We start from the raw sequence: 20,911 nt of genomic DNA, 5'->3' as shown, positions 1-20,911 counted from the left end.
AGTGACCGGCAGCTTGTGCGGGTCACTTTTTTTTATATTGTTGAAAATGATAGTTATTTTATATTGATATACCGATTAAGGTGCCGATGCAAAGAAGGATGCCAAAGCCTAAATGAAGCATCGCCGTTAATCCAAGTGTAGTATTCAATTCTTTGGGATCCCAGGTGCGAAGACTGATGGAAAGGGCTTTAATGGCCACGGGAAGTGACAAGAAAGCGAGCAGACTCCATGAAGGAAGCAGAGATATTGCCACCAGGATCAGCAACAGTACATAAGCGCCAATCATCAAAATCAAATATTCAATGCGGGCACCGGTTCTGCCGAGCAAGCCGGCGACGGTGATTTTGTTAATCAATTTATCGCTGTCAATGTCTCTTAAATTATTTGCCTGCAAAATCGCCATAATTAAAAAGGCATTCGGCAGTGCCATCATTACAGTATTCCAGCCGACGGTAAGTGTTTGGACATAAAAGGAACCGATTACGGCAAGCACACCAAGCGTGGTGCCGGAAGCGAATTCTCCAAACCCGTTATAGGCCAGAGCGTAGCGAGTGGCCGTATAGAAATAGCCAATCAAGAGAGATGGAATACCAATATAAAGAATAAAGCGGCCTGTTAGACCTGCCAAAACCAAGCCGATGATACTCCCAAGAGCAAAAAAGATGAGACCGGTAATATGCACTTGTTTTGGGGTCATTTCTCCGCGGTCAATGACGCCTGAAGGGCTGAGTGATCCAGGCTGGTCAGCACCTTTTACATGGTCGTAATAATCGTTGACCAGATTTGTTCCGCACTGCATAAAGACGGCACCAAGGAGTGTTAAAAGAAACAAACCCCAGTTAATGCTTGTGGATTGCAGAGCAAGTATGGTTCCAAAAAGAACCGGTATGATGGCAGCCGTTAATGAAAATGGCCGTGTAGAAGCCAAAATAACTTTAGGGCTTATCATAATGTTCCTCCTTACTAAAATACAAATAGTGTAGCATAACCATTATAATACATATGTTTGTGAAAATGTACACAATATGCCTGTCCATGCGAAATTGTGCTGGCAGGTATGGAATCATTTTCTTTAGAGAAAAAACGTATAAAATGGGTGATCTTTTCCCTTTCTTTCGCATATAAATAAATTGTTTGAAAAAAGTGGTTTACAAGTTACCAAGTTATGGTTATACTTACCCTGTAAAGAATAATCAGAATTTATGAAGGAGGTCGAACACCATGATGAGATTACAACCAGCTGCAGCATCACTGCAATCTATTTCTGCACAACTACAATTTCATGCAACACTACGATGTTCGGCCAATGGACACAGCTTTTTTAATTTGTAATTTTTGATAAAAAAGCGCCGCAGGTCGAATGATGCCCTGTGGCTTTTTTGCGCCCTTTTTTAGGGAAGGCTGCGGGGATCTGAATCCCAGCGGCCTTTTTTTATACAACTAACCGTGAAGGGGATGACAGAAATGATGATTAGTATTGCTTTATTAACCTGGTTTTCACTGGAGAAGGATATGGACTGTTAAATGCACATGAAAGGAGGAATGCCCAATGATTACACTGAACTTGTTTTTTGGAACGATTACGCTTTCGTTTCAGCGTAAAATGAAAAGCCAAAATGGAATGATTCATCAGCAGCATGTAAAGAAAATGTACCGAGAGACTCATGAAAAATTGATGAATAATGTTCACATGTAGTAAGACCCGAAAACGAAAAAATTAATGGAAAAGGAGAGGGTATGAAATGATGAAGCGAAAACTGGTATTTCTGGATTGGATGGTAACAGAGAAAGATACGACCTGAAAGGGAAAGAGAGCAGGAAAGGAGGAGTCTGTATGCTAACATTGAACCTTTTCTTTGCTACGTTGACCATTTCATTAAGGAAGAATGAAAGAACGTACAAAGATTATGTGCATCAACAAAATGTGAACGAATTGTTCGAAGCGGCTCATACGAAGGCTGGCGAGGCGAACTATTTAAGATAAATGAAAAGCAAAACCGCCCGTGCGAAATCATTGCAGGGCGGTTTTTTTACGGTATGATGAAGATAACGACTTTGGTAAAGAAGGTGGAGAATCATCCATGAAAAAAGACATCCATTGCTGTGCAACGTGTATAAACTTCAAGGCTTCACGGACGGAGAACGGAATGAAATATGAATGTGTGAGACTGGGGTTCGATACGAAGCCTTCCTATAAATTTAATTGCTGGGATCCGAAGGAGCATGTGAAAAAATGGCTGAAAAAGTAGTTACCAGCCCCTTCCTGCGCCACCTCCGCCGGATGATCCACCTCCGCCGCCCCGGCGTCCCCCTCCACCCCCTCCACCTCTTGAAAGCATGGAAAGAATCATATAGGTGAGGAAACCATCAAAGAATTTAATGTCCAAAAAGATAATGGCAACGATAATGATAATGTAAAACCAGGAAAACGGATCCTTATTCTCCTTCTTGTTCTTGGACGGGGGAGCATCCTGTCCTTTGTATTCTTTTTGGATTTCTTTGGACAGGGCCTGATACGTATGGATGATGGCCTCATTATTTTTTCCTTGCTTCAAATAAGGAACAGCATTTTCATCCAGAATTCTTCCAGCTTTGCCGTCTGGAATCGCTCCTTCCAAACCATATCCCACTTCGATACGGATTTTTTTCTGCGAGAGGGCCAAAACTAGCAGAACACCGTTATCCGCTTCCTTTGTTCCAAGCCCAAATTTCCTGAAGGCCTCATTGGAATACATTTCAATAGGTGTATCACCAATGGATTTAACCGTAAGAACAGCAAGCTGTGCACTTGTCTGATCTTCCAGCAGTCTTCCCTGGGACAAGAGCTTCGACTTTTCCTGCGGGCTAAGCACGCCTGCATGGTCTTGAACATAAATGTCTCCCTCTGGCTCCGGTATCGCATCAGCAGATACCGGAATGGCGTTTGTTAATAATGAAAAAACAACAAACAACCCTAAGAAGAGGGAGAATTTTTTGGAAAACATCAGCTGTTTCCTCCAAAATCAACTTTTGGAGGCTCCTGTGCATTGGCGCTGGCCTTAAAGTATTCTTTTTTATCAAATCCTCCTATCCCTGCAATTAAGGCTCCTGGAAACCTTTTAACTTTTTTGTTATAGGAAGCAACTTTTTCATTATAATCCCTTCTTGCCACAGCAATTCGATTTTCTGTGCCGGCAAGCTCATCCATCAATTGGGTAAACTGCTTATCTGCCTTTAAGTTTGGGTACCTCTCCTGAATCACAAGCAGGCGGCTAAGGGCACTGGTCAACTGGTCGTTCGCCTGGGCTTCATCCTGAGGGGATTTGGCCCCTGCAAGACGTGAACGGGAATCAGAGATATCTTTGAGAACCTCTTTTTCGTGGGAGGCATATCCTTTGACCGTGCTGACGAGGTTGGGCACGAGATCAACACGCCGCTGAAGCTGGGTTTCAATCTGGGAGTAGGACTGGTCTACATCTTCTTCGCTATTTACGAACCCGTTGTAGCTGGTGAAAAACAAGATCACAAGCACAGCAATAATAAGTACGGGCCATAGCCAACTTTTTTTCATATGTACACTCCTCAATTCTATTTGGATAATTTTTATTTTTCCCTTATCCTATGATTTAAAAACGAAAAATATGGCAGGTGATTAACATTCCTTCGACATGGGTATATACCACTATGGATCATTATTGAATTCACTAAAGGAGGAACCCATTCATGAATGACGATCAGACACAAGGAAAATTGGACAAGCTGAAAGGCGAGGCAAAACGGGGCCTCGGCAAACTTACAAATGATGAAACAACAGAGGCAGAAGGTAACAAGGACAAAATAAAAGGAGAAGCACGCGAAGGAGTCGGCGATCTGAAAGAGAAGGCTGCCGACAAAGTGAATGATGCTTTTGATAACAGAAGATAATGGTATATCATACGAATGAGGCAAAAGGACAAAACGTCTTTTTGCCTCATTTTATTGATCATCCTCTCCCTGGAGAGGATGTTTTTATATGAAGAAATGCCCAAGCCTGCTGTACAACCTTCCTACAAAAGATCCCTTTTTTGTTTTTATAATTACGTAAATTGACAAAATTATATAAATATTGAAAAATTAAGTATCTTTAATAAATGGGAGGTTGTTTCATGTATCATCCGTTGGTTAAATGGTTTGCTGCATTCTTCCTTGCCCTCTTAATCTTTCCGACACTGCAGACACACGCAGAGGGCCAGGAGCGTTTAAAAGTTGTTTCTGATACAGCCTTATCTGAAAGACTGCATGAAATTGTTTTGGACAGCCCGGCTCTTGGAAAACAAACGCCTCTGCGCGTGCTCCTGCCAAAAGGTTATGATCAGCATGCAAAGAAAAAGTATCCCGTGCTCTATATGCTCCACGGCTGCTGCGGTGATTATAAATCCTGGACCGTTGCCGGGGATATTGAAAACATGACAAAGGACTTGCCTCTCGTGATTGTAATGCCTGATGCAGGCAGAGGAGGAAGCTACTCCAACTGGTACAACGATGGAGCTTATGGGAAGCCGGAGTGGGAGACCTATCATATTAATGAACTTATTCCCTGGGTTGAACAATCCTACCGGGTGAAACATACCCGAGAAGGAAGAGCCATTGCGGGGTTGTCCATGGGAGGGTTCGGATCCTTGTCCTATGCTGCCAGACATCCGGATTTGTTTTTGGCTGCCGCTTCTTTCTCAGGTGTGGTGAATACAAATTTGGATCCCGACTTCCTGGAAAAGACTATTTTTCAAAATCAGGAAAATGTGCCTCCGGGAACTGTCTGGGGAGATCGCGAGACCCACGAAATCATATGGAGAAGCCACAATCCGTGGGATCTTGCCGAAAATTTAGCAGGTATGGATTTGTCGATTTATACAGGCACAGGTCAAGCGGGCGGTCCCTTGGACGGCGGTATGGCCTCCCCGGTTGAAGAGATTTGCTACAGCATGTCCACGAGCATGCACAACCGGCTGGCAGAGCTCGGCATTCCGCATGAATGGAACAGCTACGGACCCGGTTCTCATACATGGGGATATTGGAAGCGGGATCTTGCGCAGACACTGCCCCGTTTTATGACATTGTTTGAGCATCCTCCAAAGGCTCCGCGCCCCTTTTCATATAAAACGGCAGAATCCGTATTTTCCATTTATGGGTGGACCGTGCAATTTAACAGAAAAGCAGAAGAGTTTGCTGAAATTAACCAAGTATCAAAAGCTGGATTTTCACTAACAGGTTCAGGAACCGCGGCAGTTAAGACAGCATCCTGGTATCATCCGAAGAAACGATACCTCGTTAAACTGCATGGTAAAGGAAATCATAAGACAATGATCTTAAAGCCGGATCATAATGGAAAACTCAAGTTCAATGTAAGGCTTTCAGCTAATCCGTCAAAGGAAGAACAAAACACAATTGGGGTCATTATTCGAAAGCTAGACTAAAAAAACCGCCCTCTTTCAAAAGAAGAGGGCGGTTTTTATGTACTCTTACAATTTTATGGAGCTCTTCTGAAGAGCCCATGTCTTCTTCCATGCGCTTTGTGCTACCATTAAAAGAACAAAGGCACAACCGCCAATCAATGAATAAACAATGAAACCGGAAGCATAAGTTCCTGAAAGTTCCTTCAGTGAGCCAAGGATAATCGGAACAAAGAAACCACCAACCCCGCCTGCAGCCCCTACAATTCCGGTAATCACCCCAATCTCATTTTTAAACCGTTGAGGCACCAATTGAAAGACGGCACCATTTCCCATGCCAAGGCAGGACATGCCGGCAAATAGCAAAACAGTGGCTAATGAAAGGGAAGGAAGCTGGCTGACACCGAGCATGCATAGCGTTGCGCCAATCAACAAATAACTCAAAAGCCTGATCCCTCCGATCCGGTCGGCGATCATGCCGCCAATCGGACGGACAATGCTGCCCGCCGCGACACATAATGTAACAAAATTGCCGGCTGAAACGCTCGGCAAGTGATATTGATCCACGAAAAAAATACTTAAAAAACTGGTCAAGCCTACGAATCCTCCAAAGGTAACACAATAAAGAAGACAAAAATACCAGGTATCTTTTACTTTCAGCACGTTTAAATAATCCTTTACTGGCTTAGCGGCAGGCTGTGAGGGAGCATCTTTTGTGATGAAAAGATATAAAAGCAGCGTGCACAGCAGTGGAAGGAGTGCGATGCCCATGACTCCGTTCCAACCATAGTGTTCGGCCAGCCTCGGACCAAAAAGGGTGGCAAGCAGTGTTCCGCTGTTTCCGGCTCCTGCGATGCCCATTGCGGCCCCTTGGAGATGCGGAGGGTACCAGCGGCTTGCCATTGGCAAAGCGGCGGAAAAGCTTGCTCCCGCTATACCAAGCAAAAAGCCAATTCCATACAGTTCGGCAATATGTGTTCCAGATAACCACCCCCATAAAAGAGGAATGGTGGTTACCAGCATTCCTCCAACGGCGGTCTTCCTGGGGCCGATTCGATCGGTGAGTACACCGAACAATAGTCTGAATAACGAACCGCTCAAAATAGGGATGGCGACAATCAGCCCTTTTTGCGAAGGGGAAAGCCCAAAATCCTTTGTAATATAGACGCCAAGAGCACCGAGGAGCACCCAGATCATAAAGCTTACATCAAAATACAAAAAGGAACCTAACAGTGATGGCGCATGTCCGTGACTTCTTAACTCTTTTAGACTCATTCATCTCTCTCCATTCCTGATTTTTCTTTTTAGTCTACGGTTCTTGTCTCTGCTTTGCTTTATTAATGGAAGAAAAGGTAACAAACTTTTTTAACTCATAAAAAATTCATAGGTTGAAAAAACTATGTCAGTTTTTCTTACATACAAAGAGAAATAACTTCAGCGGTTGTGGTACCTTTCTAAAAAAGAGAGATAGGATATTGACTAAACAGGAGGCTACCATGGAAAAAAAGAAGCTTGTGCTTGTAGGCAATGGCATGGCCGGAGTTCGCTGCATCGAGGAAATCTTGAAAATGAAAGCAGAGGCATTTGATATTACCATTTTTGGAAGTGAGCCGCATCCGAACTATAATCGAATCCTTTTATCTACCGTTCTTCAAGGTGATACTTCCATTCAGGATATTACTCTTAATGACCGGGCGTGGTATGAGAAGAATAACATCACGCTATATACAGGAGAAACGGTCACAAGCATTGATTCAGATCGGAAAAGTGTGCATACCGATCTTGGAAGGGAAGTCGAATATGACCAATTAATACTGGCAACGGGATCGGAACCATTCATGCTTCCGGTTCCTGGTGCTGATAAAGAAGGAGTCACCGCTTTCCGTGATATAAAAGACTGTGAAACCATGATCGATGCTGCACAGAATTACAAAAAAGCGATAGTCATTGGCGGAGGGCTTTTGGGATTAGAGGCGGCAAGGGGGCTGATCAATCTGGGAATGCAAGTGGATGTGGTTCACCTTGGCAGCCAGTTGATGGACCGTCAGCTCGACGGAACAGCTGCTGCTCTTTTGAAGAAAGAGCTGGAGCAGCAAGGCATGAACTTTTTAATGGAAAAACAAACAACAGAAATTATAGGAAATAAGCGGGCAGAAGGTGTCAGGTTCAGTGATGGATCGGTCGCAAATGCAGATCTGGTGGTGATGGCTGTCGGCATCCGGCCGAATGTGCAGCTTGCCCGAAACAGCGGAATAGCTGTAAACAGAGGGATCCTCGTCAACGATTACCTGGAGACAGAAATACCGGACATTTACGCAGTGGGAGAATGCGCGGAGCACCGTGAAATGGTTTACGGACTTGTCGCACCGTTATACGCTCAAGGGAAAATTTTAGCCGAACGAATTACTGAAACCGGATCAAGCAAATATGAAGGTTCTGTAATTTCCACACAATTAAAAGTATCTGGTGTTGATGTGTTTTCTGCTGGTCACTTTATGGATGATGAACACACAAAATCAGTGAAAATTTATGATGAAGTGGAGGGAGTATACAAAAAGATCGTCTTTCGGGATAATCGTGTGATTGGTGCGGTGATGTTCGGAGAAATTCAGGATGGCCCGCGGCTGTTTAAAATGATACTTGAAAAACAAGATGTTTCCGGCATTCCGAAAATTGCGGTGCTGGCTGCACCTGTGGAAGAAGCTGCAGAAAGTGCCGTTGCCTCGATGCCTGAGAATGAAGTTGTCTGCGGATGCAACGGGGTAACCAAAGGGGCTATCTGCGATGCCATTGTGAATCAGGGACTAACCTCACTTGACGAAGTAAGAGATTGCACCAACGCTTCCCGTTCCTGCGGGGGATGCAAACCGGTGGTTTCGGAACTGCTGGAATATACATTGGGAGATGATTTTAAGTATATCGAACAAAAAGAATCGATCTGTAGCTGTACCAGTCTTAGCAGGGAAGAGGTGCTTGAAGAAATTAAAATCAAAAATCTGAAGTTTGTGAAGGAAGTTATGCATGTTCTGGACTGGAGGGAAAAGGAGGGCTGTTCCAAATGCCGTCCTGCCCTTAACTACTATTTGGGAATGATGAATCCCCAGCATGAAGATGAAGCAGCTTCCAAATTTGTGAATGAGCGGATGCACGCAAATATCCAAAAAGACGGGACGTATTCCGTAGTGCCCAGAATGTATGGAGGTGTGACCACCGCAGAAGATCTGCGAAAAATTGCTAACGTCGCGGAAGCTTATAATGTTCCGATGATTAAATTGACCGGCGGCCAGCGGATTGATCTTCTGGGCATTAAAAAGGAGGATCTGCCAAACGTCTGGGCAGAACTGGATATGCCTTCCGGCTATGCGTACGGAAAGACCCTTCGAACGGTGAAGACTTGTGTGGGAGAACAATTTTGCCGTTTTGGGACACAGGATTCCACCAGTTTGGGGATTGAATTGGAGAAAAAGTTTGAACGGCTAAACACTCCGCACAAGGTGAAAATGAGTGTGTCTGCATGCCCGCGGAACTGTGCCGAGTCGGGTATCAAAGACTTTGGAATCGTGGGGGTGGATGGAGGTTTCGAACTGTATGTAGGAGGGAACGGAGGTACCCACCTGAGAGCCGGTGATTTACTTTGCACCGTACAAACGAAAGAAGAGGTCGTGACGATGGCCGCCGCCTTTATGCAGTATTACAGAGAAACCGCCCATTATCTGGAACGCACATCAAAATGGATTGAACGAATGGGTCTTGAACATGTCAGGGAAGTTCTTTTTGACGAAGAAGGCCGCTCCCAATTGGTCGGCCGGATTGAAGAAGCCCTTTCCTACACGAAGGAGCCGTGGAAAGAAATCATTAATAATAAGGAAACCAAAGAGAAATTGTTTGAAAGCCTGAGTGTTTAATAGATCAAAGGGAGGAAAACCAAAATGAATCGGATTGAAGTGGCCAAGCTGAGCAAATTACCTGAAAAACTGGGGATGTCATTAAAAGTGGGAGAGCATGATATTGCTCTCTTTAAGCTTTCCAACGGAAAGATCAAAGCGGTGGAAAATCGCTGCCCGCATAAAGGGGGCGTACTTGCCCAGGGAATGGTAAGCGGAGAGTATGTATTCTGCCCGATGCATGACTGGAAGATTTGCACTGACAGTGGAGAGGCACAAGGGCCGGATATGGGCTGTGTGAAAACATATAAAGTGGAAGTGCAGGAAGAGAAGGTCTACCTTTGTTTATAAGAATGATAGAAAAGGAGGGAGGAAGGTGAGTACTATTGACCAGTAGTTTTCTGGAACACTTTCGCCATCAGCAGCAGGATGCAGAAAAAGAAACTGTGATGGATACACAGTGCCCCTTCTGCAGTGTTCAATGCACCATGCAGCTGCTTGAACAGCGTACGGGAGACAGGAAAAAATACAAAGTTCTTCCGCTGAAAGATACCGTTTCCGAGGGAAGATTGTGCATAAAAGGCAGGAATGCTCATCAGCACACCCTTCATAAAGAACGGATTCTACATCCGATGAAAAAGGTGAATGGACAATTTGTAGAAATTACGTGGGAGGAAGCATTGTTTTTTATTAAAGAGCAGTTTAGCACGCTTCAGGAGCACGACGGTCCCGATTCTGTCGGAGTGTATGGAGGCGGCTCATTAACCAATGAAGAAGCATACCTGCTTGGGAAGTTTGCCAGAGTGGGATTGAAGACAAAGCATATCGATTATAATGGCCGCTATTGCATGTCGGCGGCTGCCTCCGCAATGAATGAAGCATTTGGCCTGGACCGGGGGTTAACGAACGAAATGGAAGAAGTTCCATTGGCAGAGTGCATCATTCTTGCAGGAACCAATATTGCCGAATGCCAGCCAACGCTTCTTCCTTATTTTCGAAAAGCGAAGGACAATGGTGCATTTATCATCGCTATTGATCCAAGAGAAACCTTAACCACCAAATTAGCTGATCTCCATTTAAAAGTAAAGCCAGGCATGGATGCTGCTCTGGTTAATGGCATGTTAAAAGTGATCCTTGACCGCAATCTCCATGATGAGCAGTTTATAAAGGAGCGAACGGAAGGTTTTGATGAAGTGCTGAAACAGATCTCTGGTGTTGACCTGGATGCCATCGCTGATTTAACAGGTCTTCCCCGTGAAATGATTGAGTACACGGCTGTTACATTCGCTTCCGTTTCCCGTGCCATGGTTTTTACAGCCAGAGGGGTGGAGCAGCAAACACACGGTTTTGACACAGTCAGAAACTTTATTAATCTGGTTCTGGCCACCGGGAATATTGGTAAGCCTGGAGCAGGCTATGGAGCCGTCACCGGCCAAGGGAATGGACAAGGCGGCAGGGAACATGGCCAAAAAGCAGACCAGCTGCCCGGATACCGGAGTATCGAAAACCCGGAACACAGGAACTATATTGCCAATCTGTGGGGTATCCCTGAAAAGGAGCTGCCAGGCAAAGGGATTTCTGCCTATGAAATGATGGAAAAGATAGCGGATGGCGAAATTAAGGCTTTATTCATCATGGGTTCCAACCCTCTGATTTCCACCCCGAATGCCACTCTTGCGGCTCAAGCGCTTAAGCGGCTTAAATGTCTGGTGGTGGTTGATATGTTTGTATCAGAAACAGGCAGGCTCGCTGATCTGTTGCTTCCAAGTTCTTCGTATTTGGAAGACGAAGGGACATTAACCAATCTGGAAGGCAGGGTGACGTTAAGAAGAGCGGCCCGAAGCTGCCCGGGTGAAGTGAGACACGACTGGCAAATCCTGTGTGATGTGGCAAGGGTATTGGGGAAAGAAGCCTATTTTTCCTATACCAAAGCAGAAGATATCTTCAATGAACTGAGGGTGGCGAGCAAGGGAGGAAAAGCGGACTATTTTGGGATCACTTATTCACGGCTGAAGGATGAACGAATTTACTGGCCATGTCCTACAGAAGGCCACAAGGGGGAGGGAAGGCTGTTCAGTGAAACATTTGCCCGGCCAAATGGCAAAGCGAAGATGCTTCCTGTCATCAACCATGTCCCAAAGGAGCGAACATCAGAGAGTTATCCGCTTCATTTGACGACGGGAAGGGTGATGAGCCACTATCTGTCCGGCTCACAAACCAGAAGGAGCCCGGCTCTTTCTGCCCGCCAGATAGAAAGCTTTGTCAAAATTCATCCGAAAACAGCAAATGCATTTGGCATAAAAGATGGGACCATGGTCTACGTGGATTCTTCAAGAGGAAGAATGAAAGCCAGGGGTGCGTATGATGATTCGATACGGGAAGATACCTTGTTTATCCCGTTTCACTGGGGTGGAGAACAGAATGTGAACAACGTTACATACCAGGGGCTTGACCCTGTCTGCAAGATGCCCGGATTTAAAGTATGCGCTGTCAGGGTGTCGCCTGTCATTGACTTGACAAGAAATTGACCAAGGCAAAAAAGCAGTCTCTCCCTGTAAGGAGAGACTGCTTTTTTATCAACCTGACTCGGAGGAAAACTCCCTGAAATACAAGCGGGAGTACTCTCCATTTTTTTCTAGTAATGACCGGTGTGTTCCCTGCTCCGAAATGCCTTTTTGGTTCAGGACAATAATGCGCTCTGCGTTGCGGATCGTTGAGAGGCGGTGGGCAATAACGATGGTCGTTCTTCCCTTCGCCAGCCGGTCAAGGGACGCTTTGACGATGCTTTCACTCTCATTATCCAGCGAGCTGGTTGCTTCATCGAAAATCAAAATCGCCGGGTCTTTTAAAAATACACGAGCAATGCTTAACCGCTGCTTTTGCCCGCCGGACAGCCTTACTCCACGTTGCCCGATTTCGGAATCGTAGCCGTTTGGAAGGCTCATGATAAAATCATGGGCATTGGCCTGGCGTGCTGCTTCAATAATTTGGGCATCGCTTGCCTCCGGATTTCCGTAGCTGATGTTTTCACGGACAGAACCGTCAAAAAGATAAACATCCTGCTGCACGATTCCAATATGTTTTCGCAGCCCTTTTTGTTCAAAATGGCGGACGTCGATTCCGTCGATGAGCAATTCTCCTGATGTCACCTCATAAAAGCGGGGAATGAGGGAGCACAATGTCGTCTTTCCGGCACCGGAGGGGCCAACAAGTGCCACATACTCTCCCGGCTGAACAGTAAGTGACAGATTGGAGATGACAGGATCCAAATGTTTCTCATAATGAAAGCCGATCTGTTTGAATTCTATTTTTCCTTGAATTGATGAAGGAGTTACCGCATGACTGTCATCTTCAATCGCTGGCTTCGTATTCATAATTTCCATAAAACGCGCAAAACCGGTAAGCCCCTCCTGAAGCTGTGTGCTCATGTGGGTCATCTGCTTTATCGGTTCAACCAAGTAATTAACATAGAGAAGAAAGGTAATCAAATCAGCAAGGTCAAGCGTATGATGCACGATTTTTGAACTTCCATAGATAATCACGGTTAGAGTAATCATTTGAATGAACGTTTCAACGCCGTTGAAAAAGATGGCTTCTGCCCGATAAATGTTCTTTCGGCTGTCTAGAAATCGATTGTTTTCACCATTGAATTTATGGATCTCAATGTTTTCATTCGCAAACGATTTAACGACGCGAATTCCCCCCAGGCTATCCTCAACACGGGCATGAACATCGCTGATCCGCTCTTTGTTTTTGGTTAAGGCGCGGTTTAATATCTTATTGAAGAACAGCGAAAAGATGCCGAGCACCGGCAAGAAGCAAAAAACGGCCATCGTCAATGAAGGATTAATTACAAATAAAATGACAAAGGCACCCACAAAGCGCACCATGTATTTCATATAATCCTCCGGACCGTGATGATACAGTTCAGAAAGCGAAAGCAGATCATTTGTAATCCGTGACATGAGCTTTCCGGTTTTCTCATGATCAAAAAAACTAAAGGAAAGCTTTTGCATATGCGCGAATAGTTCACTTCGTAAATCACGTTCCATACGGGCGCCAACCTCATGGCCTTTGTAGTCCACAAAATAGTTCCCGGCATTCTGAAGCACGGTCAAAACAATCATCAGGCCACCCGTCCAATAAACGTTTTGGATGTCCAAAGCCCCTTGATCGGCCAGCACGTCTTTCGTTATGTACCGGACAAGAAGCGGATAGACGAGCGCAATGGAAGACGTGATCAGCGCGCAAAACAAGACGGAAAGAAACAAACACAGGTAAGGTTTATAATAAGAAAGAAATCTTTTGATTGGAAATCGCATGATTTACCCCTTTATGAGTGATTCAAAGACACACATATAAGGGGGGCACACTGTTCACCCACTTCTTAAGAAGGTGTATCACCCTTATATGTTGGTTGGCGATGGACATTTCTTACGTTTCTCATTGGAACAGCCTCCTTGTTAATCGTTGTGTTTATTGTAAACGATTTCTTTTAAGTAAAACATAAGGAAAAAGAAAATTAAAAAAATTCTTTTTGCTTGTTGACATCCTCACAGCATATGGTAAACTTTTTTAAAATGGAACCGGTTCCAAGGAAGATTTAACTGAAAGTAAGGTGGGGTAATGGCCCAAAAGATAACCATTTATGATGTAGCGAAACGGGCGGGAGTTTCAAAAACGTCGGTGTCACGTTATTTAGGCGGGCGGCTGGATGAACTTGCCGATAAAACAAAAAAGAAAATAGAAGCTGCTGTTCAGGAATTGGATTACCGGCCCAGTACGGCTGCAAGAGGTTTGAAAGGAAGAAAAAGCTACCTCATTGGCGTCATCATTGCAGATATCCGCAATCCATATAGTACAGCTATTTTAAGAGGTGCTGAAGAGATCTCCGCGAAAAATGGTTACAGTCTTATGATCTGCAATTCCGATAACGATCCAGAGAAGGAGAAACGTTTTATTCATATGCTGCAGTCTCACCGGATCGATGGGCTAATTATTCATACAACGGGTGGGAATAACTCTTCCTTACTGGAAATGAAAGATGATTCCATTCCGGTTGTACTGCTGGATCGAAATATTCCTGAACTGGATATGGATTTTGTAGGCTTGGATAACCGGCAGGCAACAGAGGATTCTCTGGGATTTCTTCTTCAGCGAAATTATGAACGTATCGCGTTTTTTAGTGAACCGTTTCAGGAAATTAGTACAAGGCATGAGAGGTATCAGTTTTTTCAGGACGTTCTGAAAAAGAGCAATCACAAAAGCTCTGATGATGTCTATATTGTTTCCACAGATGATGGATGCCGGTTTAGAAATAAGCTGGTTTCATTTCTCGAAGATGCCAAGGGGCAATCCAAAGCCATCTTTACAGTAAATGCACTTTTAATGCTAAAAATTGCAAATGAACTCAATACCATGAACATTTCTGTGCCGGATGAACTTTCACTCCTCACATTTGATAATCCAGATTGGGCACCTGTTGTATTTGGAGGAATTACCTGCATTGAGCAGCCTACATTTGAAATTGGGGTAAGCGCGATGAAAATGGTCCTTGAACGAATCAGAGGAGAACGGACAACCTCCCATTCCTTCATGTATAAAGGAAAGTTGATAAAAAGGAATTCCACACCAGAGAAATAAGAGGTCTAATCGCTAGACCCCTTTTTCAACGGTAAAATGGTACCGGTACCATTATAAAGTAAGCGCATTCAAAGGAGCGGGGTTAATGAATCACATTTATTGTACACAAAACGCATTCGGGAATACGGAGTTGGGTGCGCGGGAGTTTGACAAAATAGCAGAGAGTTTGGCAGAGGCTAAGGCGGATGGTGTGGAGGTGCGCAGGGAGATGCTTTCTCTCGGGATCGTGTTGAACGATGCAGGAGAAAGATTAAAGGAACTGAATCTGGACATTGTTTTTTCCTCGCCGCAGCCGTTGTTTGAAGAAAATGGAAAGTTAAATATCGATCCCCTATTCGGTCTTTTTCAGGAAGCGGAAGCAGTAGGGGCATGGCTGTTGAAAATGCCGCTTGGTCACTATTTCGGAATGAAGGAGGAACTTTCCCATTTAAATGCTCTTTTGCTGCAGTTTCCAAAACTGACTTTTACTATCGAAAACGATCAGACCACTTATGGTGGACGAACAGAATTTCTGGAGACTTTTTTTCTGGACTGCCGTTCACAAGAGATTCCTGCCGGGTTTACCTTTGATGTGGGCAATCCAAAGTATGTAGGAGAGGATCCGCTTGCTATGTATGAACGGTTGAAAACATTTATTCGATACGTTCATATCAAACACGTAATCGATGACAAAGGAGGATTGAGAACAGTCCCGGTTTTTCCTGAGCTTCCTGATAAGATCGATTGGATCATTAGTCAGATTCCAGAAGAAGTTCCCTTGGCAATTGAGTATCCCATAAATGTCATAAACGCATCTCAGCATGTAGCAAATCTGCGAAAAGAGAGGGTGAAATACTGGCAGGAACAAGTGAAATAGAATGCGCACGAAGTTTTATAAATGATAGAAAAAGGAGCGTTTTAATGATGATGGATTCTATTGCTTCAAAAAAACGGTTTCGCCGTTTGATTCCCTTAGCTTTTATTACGTACAGTCTCGCCTATCTGGACCGGGCAAATTATGGGTTCGGTGTGGCAGGAGGCATGGGAGATGAATTGAACATTACAGCAGGAGTTTCTTCCTTCTTGGCATCTCTCTTTTTTCTAGGGTACTTTTTCTTTCAGGTTCCGGGTGCTCACTATGCAGAAAAGCACAGTGCCAAAAAGTTGATCTTTTGGAGCCTGATTTTATGGGGCGGCCTTGCGACAGCAACAGGCATGGCAACCCATGTGGGCTGGCTGTATCCGATCCGTTTTCTTTTAGGAGTTGTTGAAAGCGCTGTAATGCCAGCCATGCTTGTATTTTTGAGTCATTGGTTTTTAAAAGAAGAACGGTCAAGAGCAAATACTTTCTTAATCCTCGGTAATCCAGCTACCGTATTATGGATGTCTGTTTTATCCGGTTATCTATTAAACTCTTTCAGTTGGAGATGGATGTTTATTTTGGAAGGAGTCCCAGCAATATTGTGGGCATTTATCTGGCTGAAGATGGTCAACGATCGTCCGAAAAATGCATTATGGCTTACCGATAAGGAAAAGCAGGGTCTCGAGAATGAATTTAATAAAGAACAGTCTTCGTTGAAGCCGGTCAAGAATTACCGGGAAGCGTTTAAATCCAAAGCTGTGATTCTGCTGAGCCTTCAATACTTTGCCTGGAGCATAGGGGTCTATGGATTTGTTATGTGGCTTCCGTCCATTATTAAAAAGGCCTCAAACCTGGACATTGTTTCAACAGGATGGCTCTCTTCGGTTCCTTATGTTGTGGCTGTGGTCGGCATGCTTGTCCTATCCTATTACTCGGATAAAACACTGAACCGTAAAACATTTGTATGGACATCACTGCTGATTGGTTCAATTGCCTTTTTTGGGTCCTATTTTATCGGTTCCAGCAATTTTTGGCTTTCGTATACACTACTTGTCATAGCAGGCGGAGCCATGTACGCACCCTACGGACCATTTTTTGCGATCATTCCTGAAATCCTTCCGCGAAACGTGGCTGGGGGAGCGATGGCGCTCATCAACAGCATGGGTGCGCTCGGTTCTTTTGTTGGATCCTACATTGTTGGATATTTAAACGGCGTTACCGGAGGGCCATCAGCTTCCTTCGTATTCATGGCAGCCGCACTTTTTGTATCCGTATTGCTTACCATGGCTGTTAAAGCCCCGGCTGCAAAAGAAGCGAAAAAGAGAATGGAGGTTGTTTCTCAATGAAGATTCAGCTGGCCTTGGACAGGATGACGATTCCTGAGGCAATTGAAACGGCAAAAAAGGCAGAGCAATATGTAGATCTTATCGAAGTCGGTACGTCACTAATTAAGGAATATGGTGTTGAGAGCATTTCTGAGATTAAAAAAGAGTTTCCATTAAAACCGGTGCTGGCGGATATGAAGACCTTTGATAATGCAGCCTATGAATTTTCCATCGCCTTTGAAGCAGGAGCCGACATGGCCACTGTCATGGGGGCGGCTCCCCTCGTTACGATCGAAACCTGTTTGAAGGTTGCCAAGGAAAATGGAAAAGAAGTAATGATTGATCTGCTAAATGTTACTTTGGAGCAACGGCTAAGGCTGCTAAGATATACGTCCGCGGTATTTTGCGAACATGTCAGCAAAGATGAGCAGGAGTCAGACAACAAAACAATGGAGAAACAGACTAAGGATAGGCTTCCTGTCGACCGACTGGCCCTTGCCGGCGGGATTGCTTTATCCTCTCTCCCAATGGCTGCAGAAAAAAATCCGGAGATTATTGTTGTCGGGTCCGCCATCACAAAAGCTGCGAATATCCAGGAAGCAGCCAAACAAATGTATACAGTTTGGAAAACAATTCGGACAGGAGAAAATGTATGAACGAACTCAATGTAATTGTAAAAGAGATGCAAGGAGTTATTAAGAAGATTAGAGAAGAAGAGATTGAGCGTTTTTATTCAGAACTCCAAAACACAACGAGAATCTTTGTAGCTGGCGAAGGAAGGTCGGGATTTATGGCAAAAGCATTTGCCATGCGCCTGATGCACTTGGGCTATAACGTCCATGTCATTGGTGAGACAGTAACTCCCTCGGTAGCCAAGGGGAATTGTCTTATCGCCATTTCGGGTTCCGGATCCACACAATCCGTGATCCATCAGGCAGAGCGGTCAAAGTTGGCAGGCTCCAAAGTCGTATGCATTACAGCAAATGAGGATTCTTCTCTGGCACAAGTGGCTGATACATGTTTTGTCCTCCCCGCAGCTACAAAGAAAAGGGGAGAGAATGAAGCCGAAAGTATACAGCCCCTCAGTTCCCTTTTTGATCAGTGCCTTCATGTGTTTTGCGATGCAGTTTGCCTGAGAAGCAGCACACAGGGGACGGTAAGCCATGAAGAGGTTCTTGCCAGGCACAGCAACACGGAATAAAAATATAAAAAGAAAGCTTGAAACATTCAGATAATTGCGGTACACTAGGAACTACAATTTGATACGGATTAGATTTTCTTATCAAGAGAGGTAGAGGGAATGGCCCGATGAAACCTCAGCAACCTTCAGTGATTTCTGCTGAAAAGGTGCTAAGTCCAGCAAGTTCGGTGATGAACTTGGGAGATAAGAAGAACGACAATTTGATGGTATTCAAAAGTCTTCTTCTTAAGAAGGCTTTTTTTATTTTTTCTTTTACTTAGGAGGCTACTATGTATAAAACAGAAACAAAATTAGCTCAAATTGGAAACCGAAGTGAAGACCGCACGGGAACGGTTAATCCGCCCGTTTATTTTTCTACAGCATACCGCCATACCGGAATTGGAGAATCAAGTGGTTACGATTATATTCGAACAGGCAACCCGACACGTGAGGTGCTTGAAAAAGCGATAGCCGATCTGGAAGGAGCCGACGCCGGGTTTGCCTGTAGCTCGGGGATGGCGGCCATTGCGGCCATCCTCTCCATCTTTCAATCGGGTGATGAATGGATTGTATCCAGTGATTTGTACGGCGGTACCTACCGTCTGCTCGAAGAAGGGTATAAAAAATGGGGACTATCCAGTAAATACGTAAACACGGCTGACGTTGCCGAAATTGAACAGGCCATCACCGATAAAACAAAAGCCATCTTCCTCGAGACGCCGACCAACCCGCTCATGGAAGTATGTGATATTGGAGCTGTTGCTCGTCTCGCCAAGAAACATGGGTTGCTCGTTATCGTTGATAATACCTTTTACACCCCTTTGCTTCAAAGGCCGATTGAGCTCGGAGCAGATATTGTGATCCACAGTGCAACAAAATACCTCGGAGGACACAATGATGTGCTTGCTGGCCTGATTGCGGCCAAAGGAGAGGAATTGTGCCAGGAGCTCTCGTACCAACACAATGCCTCAGGAGCAGTATTAAGCCCGTTTGATGCCTGGCTTTTGATGCGCGGAATGAAAACATTGGCCCTTCGAATGAAAAAACACGAAGAAAACGCATTGGCGTTGATTCAATTTCTGCAGAATCATGATGGTGTAGATGATGTCCTTTATCCGGGAAGGGGAGGCATGATCTCTTTCCGGCTGAAAAAAGAAGAATGGGTTCCCCGTTTTTTGAAGTCTGTGAAGCTGATCACATTTGCCGAAAGCCTTGGCGGGGTCGAAAGTCTGGTAACTTATCCCGCGACCCAAACACATGCGGACATTCCTGAAGAAATCCGTACAGCACGCGGAGTTTGCAATCGGCTTTTGCGTTTATCTGTTGGCATTGAAGACGAAAATGATTTGATTAACGACTTAAAACAAGCGCTGGACATAGTCCAGAAGGAGGCTGTAATTTATGAGTGACCATAACTGTCATACCTTTCAAACCAAATTGCTGCATCATAAACATAAAACCGATCCGGCTACCGGAGCGGTAAGTGTGCCCATGCATTTGTCCTCGACGTTTCATCAGGAGGATATCGATCAGTTTGGAAAATATGATTATGCACGGTCTGCCAATCCGACAAGAGAAGCACTCGAACAGCAAATCTCGGAGCTCGAAGGCGGTTGCAGAGGCTTTGCGTTTGCATCGGGCATGGCAGCGATCTCCACGTCATTTCTTCTTTTATCTCAAGGAGATCATATGATCATATCAGAGGATGTGTATGGCGGTACGTTTCGAATGGTCACACAGGTGCTTTCAAGACTGGGGATTACCCACACCTTTGTTGATATGACAGACCTTGATGCCGTTGAAAGGGCGATCCAGCCCAATACAAAAGCCTTTTATATTGAAACGCCTTCCAATCCACTGTTAAAAGTGACCGATATTCGTGCAGTCAGCGAATTGGCGAAAGAGAATGGTGCGTTAACTTTTGTGGACAATACGTTTTTAACACCGGCTCTTCAGCAGCCGTTGTCACTCGGTGCTGACATTGTTCTTCACAGTGCTACCAAATTCCTTGCCGGGCATAGTGATGTGGTTGCAGGTCTTGCCGTGGTGAAAGATGAAGAGCTGGCTGAGCGCCTTTACTTTTTGCAGAACTCGTTTGGTGCCGTGCTGGGCGTGCAGGATTGCTGGCTTTTAATGAGAGGGCTGAAAACATTATTCGTACGTCTCCGTCATTCTGCGGAAGCAGCAGGGAAACTTGCAGACTATTTAAACGGACACCCGCTGATTAAAAAAGTCCATTACCCTGGATTGAAGGAGCATCCAGGCTGCTTTATCCAGCGGAGCCAGGCAGAGGGGCCGGGTGCTGTCTTCTCATTTGAACTGGAAAGCGAACAGCTCGTCCGGCCGTTTACTTCCCATCTTCAGATCCCCGTTTTGGCGGTGAGTCTTGGAGCGGTTGAGTCAATTTTATCGTATCCGGCAAAAATGTCACACGCCGCTATGCCGGAAGCGGAAAGAAAGAAGAGAGAGATCACTAACACTCTTTTCCGGTTTTCCGCAGGATTGGAGGATCCCGAAGATTTAATTGCGGATTTTGAATTTGCCTTAGCGCAAAGCACCATACACACACTGGCAAGATAAACGCCTTTTCTCTTGTTTGCTTTGCACTTTCATGGATGGTTTCCATCCGG

The 20,911-nt window shown here is 44.9% G+C and carries 20 protein-coding genes and 1 riboswitch; of the genes, 15 read left to right on the top strand and 5 right to left on the bottom strand.

Going from position 1 to position 20,911, the window contains the following annotated elements; genetic code table 11:
* Positions 1-58: 58 nt before the first annotated feature.
* Positions 59-949: a 1,4-dihydroxy-2-naphthoate octaprenyltransferase gene (menA, locus tag BLT53_RS10395; RefSeq protein WP_090234621.1), complete on the bottom strand. Its 891-nt coding sequence runs from the start codon at positions 947-949 to the stop codon at positions 59-61.
* Positions 950-1,549: 600 nt separating this feature from the next.
* On the opposite strand from menA, the gene BLT53_RS10390 reads away from it, so the two are divergent.
* The 3 genes from BLT53_RS10390 to BLT53_RS25025 all read left to right on the top strand — a co-directional run bounded on the left by BLT53_RS10390 (position 1,550) and on the right by BLT53_RS25025 (position 2,249).
* Positions 1,550-1,696, top strand: coding sequence for a YrzI family small protein (locus tag BLT53_RS10390; RefSeq protein ID WP_090234620.1), 147 nt, complete (start codon positions 1,550-1,552; stop codon positions 1,694-1,696).
* 138 nt (positions 1,697-1,834) lie between these two features.
* The gene (locus BLT53_RS24700; protein WP_139168389.1) at positions 1,835-1,984 is read left to right on the top strand and encodes a YrzI family small protein; all 150 of its coding nucleotides are present in this window, start codon (positions 1,835-1,837) and stop codon (positions 1,982-1,984) included.
* Between the two features lie 97 nt (positions 1,985-2,081).
* A complete protein-coding gene (locus BLT53_RS25025; protein WP_170834304.1) occupies positions 2,082-2,249 on the top strand; it encodes a hypothetical protein in 168 nt (55 codons plus the stop codon).
* On the opposite strand, the gene BLT53_RS10385 is transcribed toward BLT53_RS25025, so the two are convergent.
* Complete coding sequence (locus BLT53_RS10385) at positions 2,250-2,984, bottom strand: TPM domain-containing protein (RefSeq protein WP_090234619.1); 735 nt, start codon at positions 2,982-2,984, stop codon at positions 2,250-2,252.
* Positions 2,984-3,550: a LemA family protein gene (locus BLT53_RS10380; protein ID WP_090234617.1), complete on the bottom strand. Its 567-nt coding sequence runs from the start codon at positions 3,548-3,550 to the stop codon at positions 2,984-2,986. Before BLT53_RS10380 ends, BLT53_RS10385 begins: the two co-directional genes overlap by 1 nt.
* A gap of 152 nt (positions 3,551-3,702) precedes the next feature.
* Between BLT53_RS10380 and BLT53_RS10375 the strand changes: the two genes are divergently transcribed.
* Together BLT53_RS10375 and BLT53_RS10370 are read left to right on the top strand one after the other, a co-directional pair.
* Positions 3,703-3,903, top strand: coding sequence for a CsbD family protein (locus tag BLT53_RS10375; protein WP_090234616.1), 201 nt, complete (start codon positions 3,703-3,705; stop codon positions 3,901-3,903).
* A gap of 221 nt (positions 3,904-4,124) precedes the next feature.
* Complete coding sequence (locus tag BLT53_RS10370) at positions 4,125-5,432, top strand: alpha/beta hydrolase (protein WP_170834303.1); 1,308 nt, start codon at positions 4,125-4,127, stop codon at positions 5,430-5,432.
* A 45-nt stretch (positions 5,433-5,477) separates the two neighbouring features.
* Here the strand turns inward: BLT53_RS10370 and BLT53_RS10365 are convergent, their stop codons facing one another.
* Positions 5,478-6,683: a nitrate/nitrite transporter gene (locus BLT53_RS10365; RefSeq protein ID WP_090234612.1), complete on the bottom strand. Its 1,206-nt coding sequence runs from the start codon at positions 6,681-6,683 to the stop codon at positions 5,478-5,480.
* 221 nt (positions 6,684-6,904) lie between these two features.
* On the opposite strand from BLT53_RS10365, the gene nirB reads away from it, so the two are divergent.
* The 3 genes from nirB to nasC are packed head-to-tail and all read left to right on the top strand — an operon-like array spanning position 6,905 to position 11,820.
* On the top strand, positions 6,905-9,313 hold the full coding sequence (gene nirB / locus BLT53_RS10360) for a nitrite reductase large subunit NirB (protein WP_090234611.1): 2,409 nt from the start codon (positions 6,905-6,907) through the stop codon (positions 9,311-9,313).
* Between the two features lie 24 nt (positions 9,314-9,337).
* On the top strand, positions 9,338-9,643 hold the full coding sequence (gene nirD / locus BLT53_RS10355) for a nitrite reductase small subunit NirD (protein ID WP_090234609.1): 306 nt from the start codon (positions 9,338-9,340) through the stop codon (positions 9,641-9,643).
* A 35-nt stretch (positions 9,644-9,678) separates the two neighbouring features.
* Positions 9,679-11,820 (top strand): assimilatory nitrate reductase catalytic subunit NasC, encoded by a 2,142-nt coding sequence (gene nasC, locus BLT53_RS10350; RefSeq protein WP_090234608.1) that lies wholly within the window; start codon positions 9,679-9,681, stop codon positions 11,818-11,820.
* Between the two features lie 48 nt (positions 11,821-11,868).
* Here nasC and BLT53_RS10345 read toward each other — a convergent pair whose 3' ends face one another.
* On the bottom strand, positions 11,869-13,614 hold the full coding sequence (locus BLT53_RS10345; protein ID WP_090234606.1) for an ABC transporter ATP-binding protein: 1,746 nt from the start codon (positions 13,612-13,614) through the stop codon (positions 11,869-11,871).
* A gap of 304 nt (positions 13,615-13,918) precedes the next feature.
* Between BLT53_RS10345 and BLT53_RS10340 the strand changes: the two genes are divergently transcribed.
* The 7 genes from BLT53_RS10340 to metC all read left to right on the top strand — a co-directional run bounded on the left by BLT53_RS10340 (position 13,919) and on the right by metC (position 20,861).
* Entirely contained in the window at positions 13,919-14,935 is a 1,017-nt protein-coding gene (locus BLT53_RS10340) for a LacI family DNA-binding transcriptional regulator (RefSeq protein ID WP_090234603.1), read from the top strand.
* A gap of 85 nt (positions 14,936-15,020) precedes the next feature.
* Positions 15,021-15,791: a sugar phosphate isomerase/epimerase family protein gene (locus BLT53_RS10335; protein WP_090234602.1), complete on the top strand. Its 771-nt coding sequence runs from the start codon at positions 15,021-15,023 to the stop codon at positions 15,789-15,791.
* Between the two features lie 44 nt (positions 15,792-15,835).
* Positions 15,836-17,122, top strand: a complete 1,287-nt coding sequence (locus BLT53_RS10330) for an MFS transporter (RefSeq protein ID WP_425284670.1) — start codon at positions 15,836-15,838, stop codon at positions 17,120-17,122.
* Positions 17,119-17,757, top strand: a complete 639-nt coding sequence (hxlA, locus tag BLT53_RS10325) for a 3-hexulose-6-phosphate synthase (protein ID WP_090234600.1) — start codon at positions 17,119-17,121, stop codon at positions 17,755-17,757. The genes BLT53_RS10330 and hxlA overlap by 4 nt, the downstream gene beginning before the upstream one ends.
* Positions 17,754-18,302 (top strand): 6-phospho-3-hexuloisomerase, encoded by a 549-nt coding sequence (hxlB, locus tag BLT53_RS10320; RefSeq protein ID WP_090234599.1) that lies wholly within the window; start codon positions 17,754-17,756, stop codon positions 18,300-18,302. Before hxlA ends, hxlB begins: the two co-directional genes overlap by 4 nt.
* A gap of 75 nt (positions 18,303-18,377) precedes the next feature.
* A riboswitch (SAM riboswitch) is annotated at positions 18,378-18,492 on the top strand.
* Between the two features lie 79 nt (positions 18,493-18,571).
* Positions 18,572-19,690 (top strand): methionine biosynthesis PLP-dependent protein, encoded by a 1,119-nt coding sequence (locus tag BLT53_RS10315; RefSeq protein ID WP_090234597.1) that lies wholly within the window; start codon positions 18,572-18,574, stop codon positions 19,688-19,690.
* Positions 19,683-20,861 carry a cystathionine beta-lyase gene (gene metC, locus BLT53_RS10310; protein ID WP_090234595.1) on the top strand — a complete coding sequence of 393 codons (1,179 nt, stop codon included), beginning with the start codon at positions 19,683-19,685 and terminating at the stop codon, positions 20,859-20,861. Before BLT53_RS10315 ends, metC begins: the two co-directional genes overlap by 8 nt.
* Positions 20,862-20,911: the final 50 nt, after the last annotated feature.

Source organism: Fictibacillus solisalsi (genome assembly GCF_900103485.1).
GTDB classification, from domain to species: Bacteria; Bacillota; Bacilli; order Bacillales; family Fictibacillaceae; genus Fictibacillus_C; species Fictibacillus_C solisalsi.
Note: the sequence above shows the minus strand (reverse complement) of the source record. Positions and strands in the feature narration are given on the sequence as shown.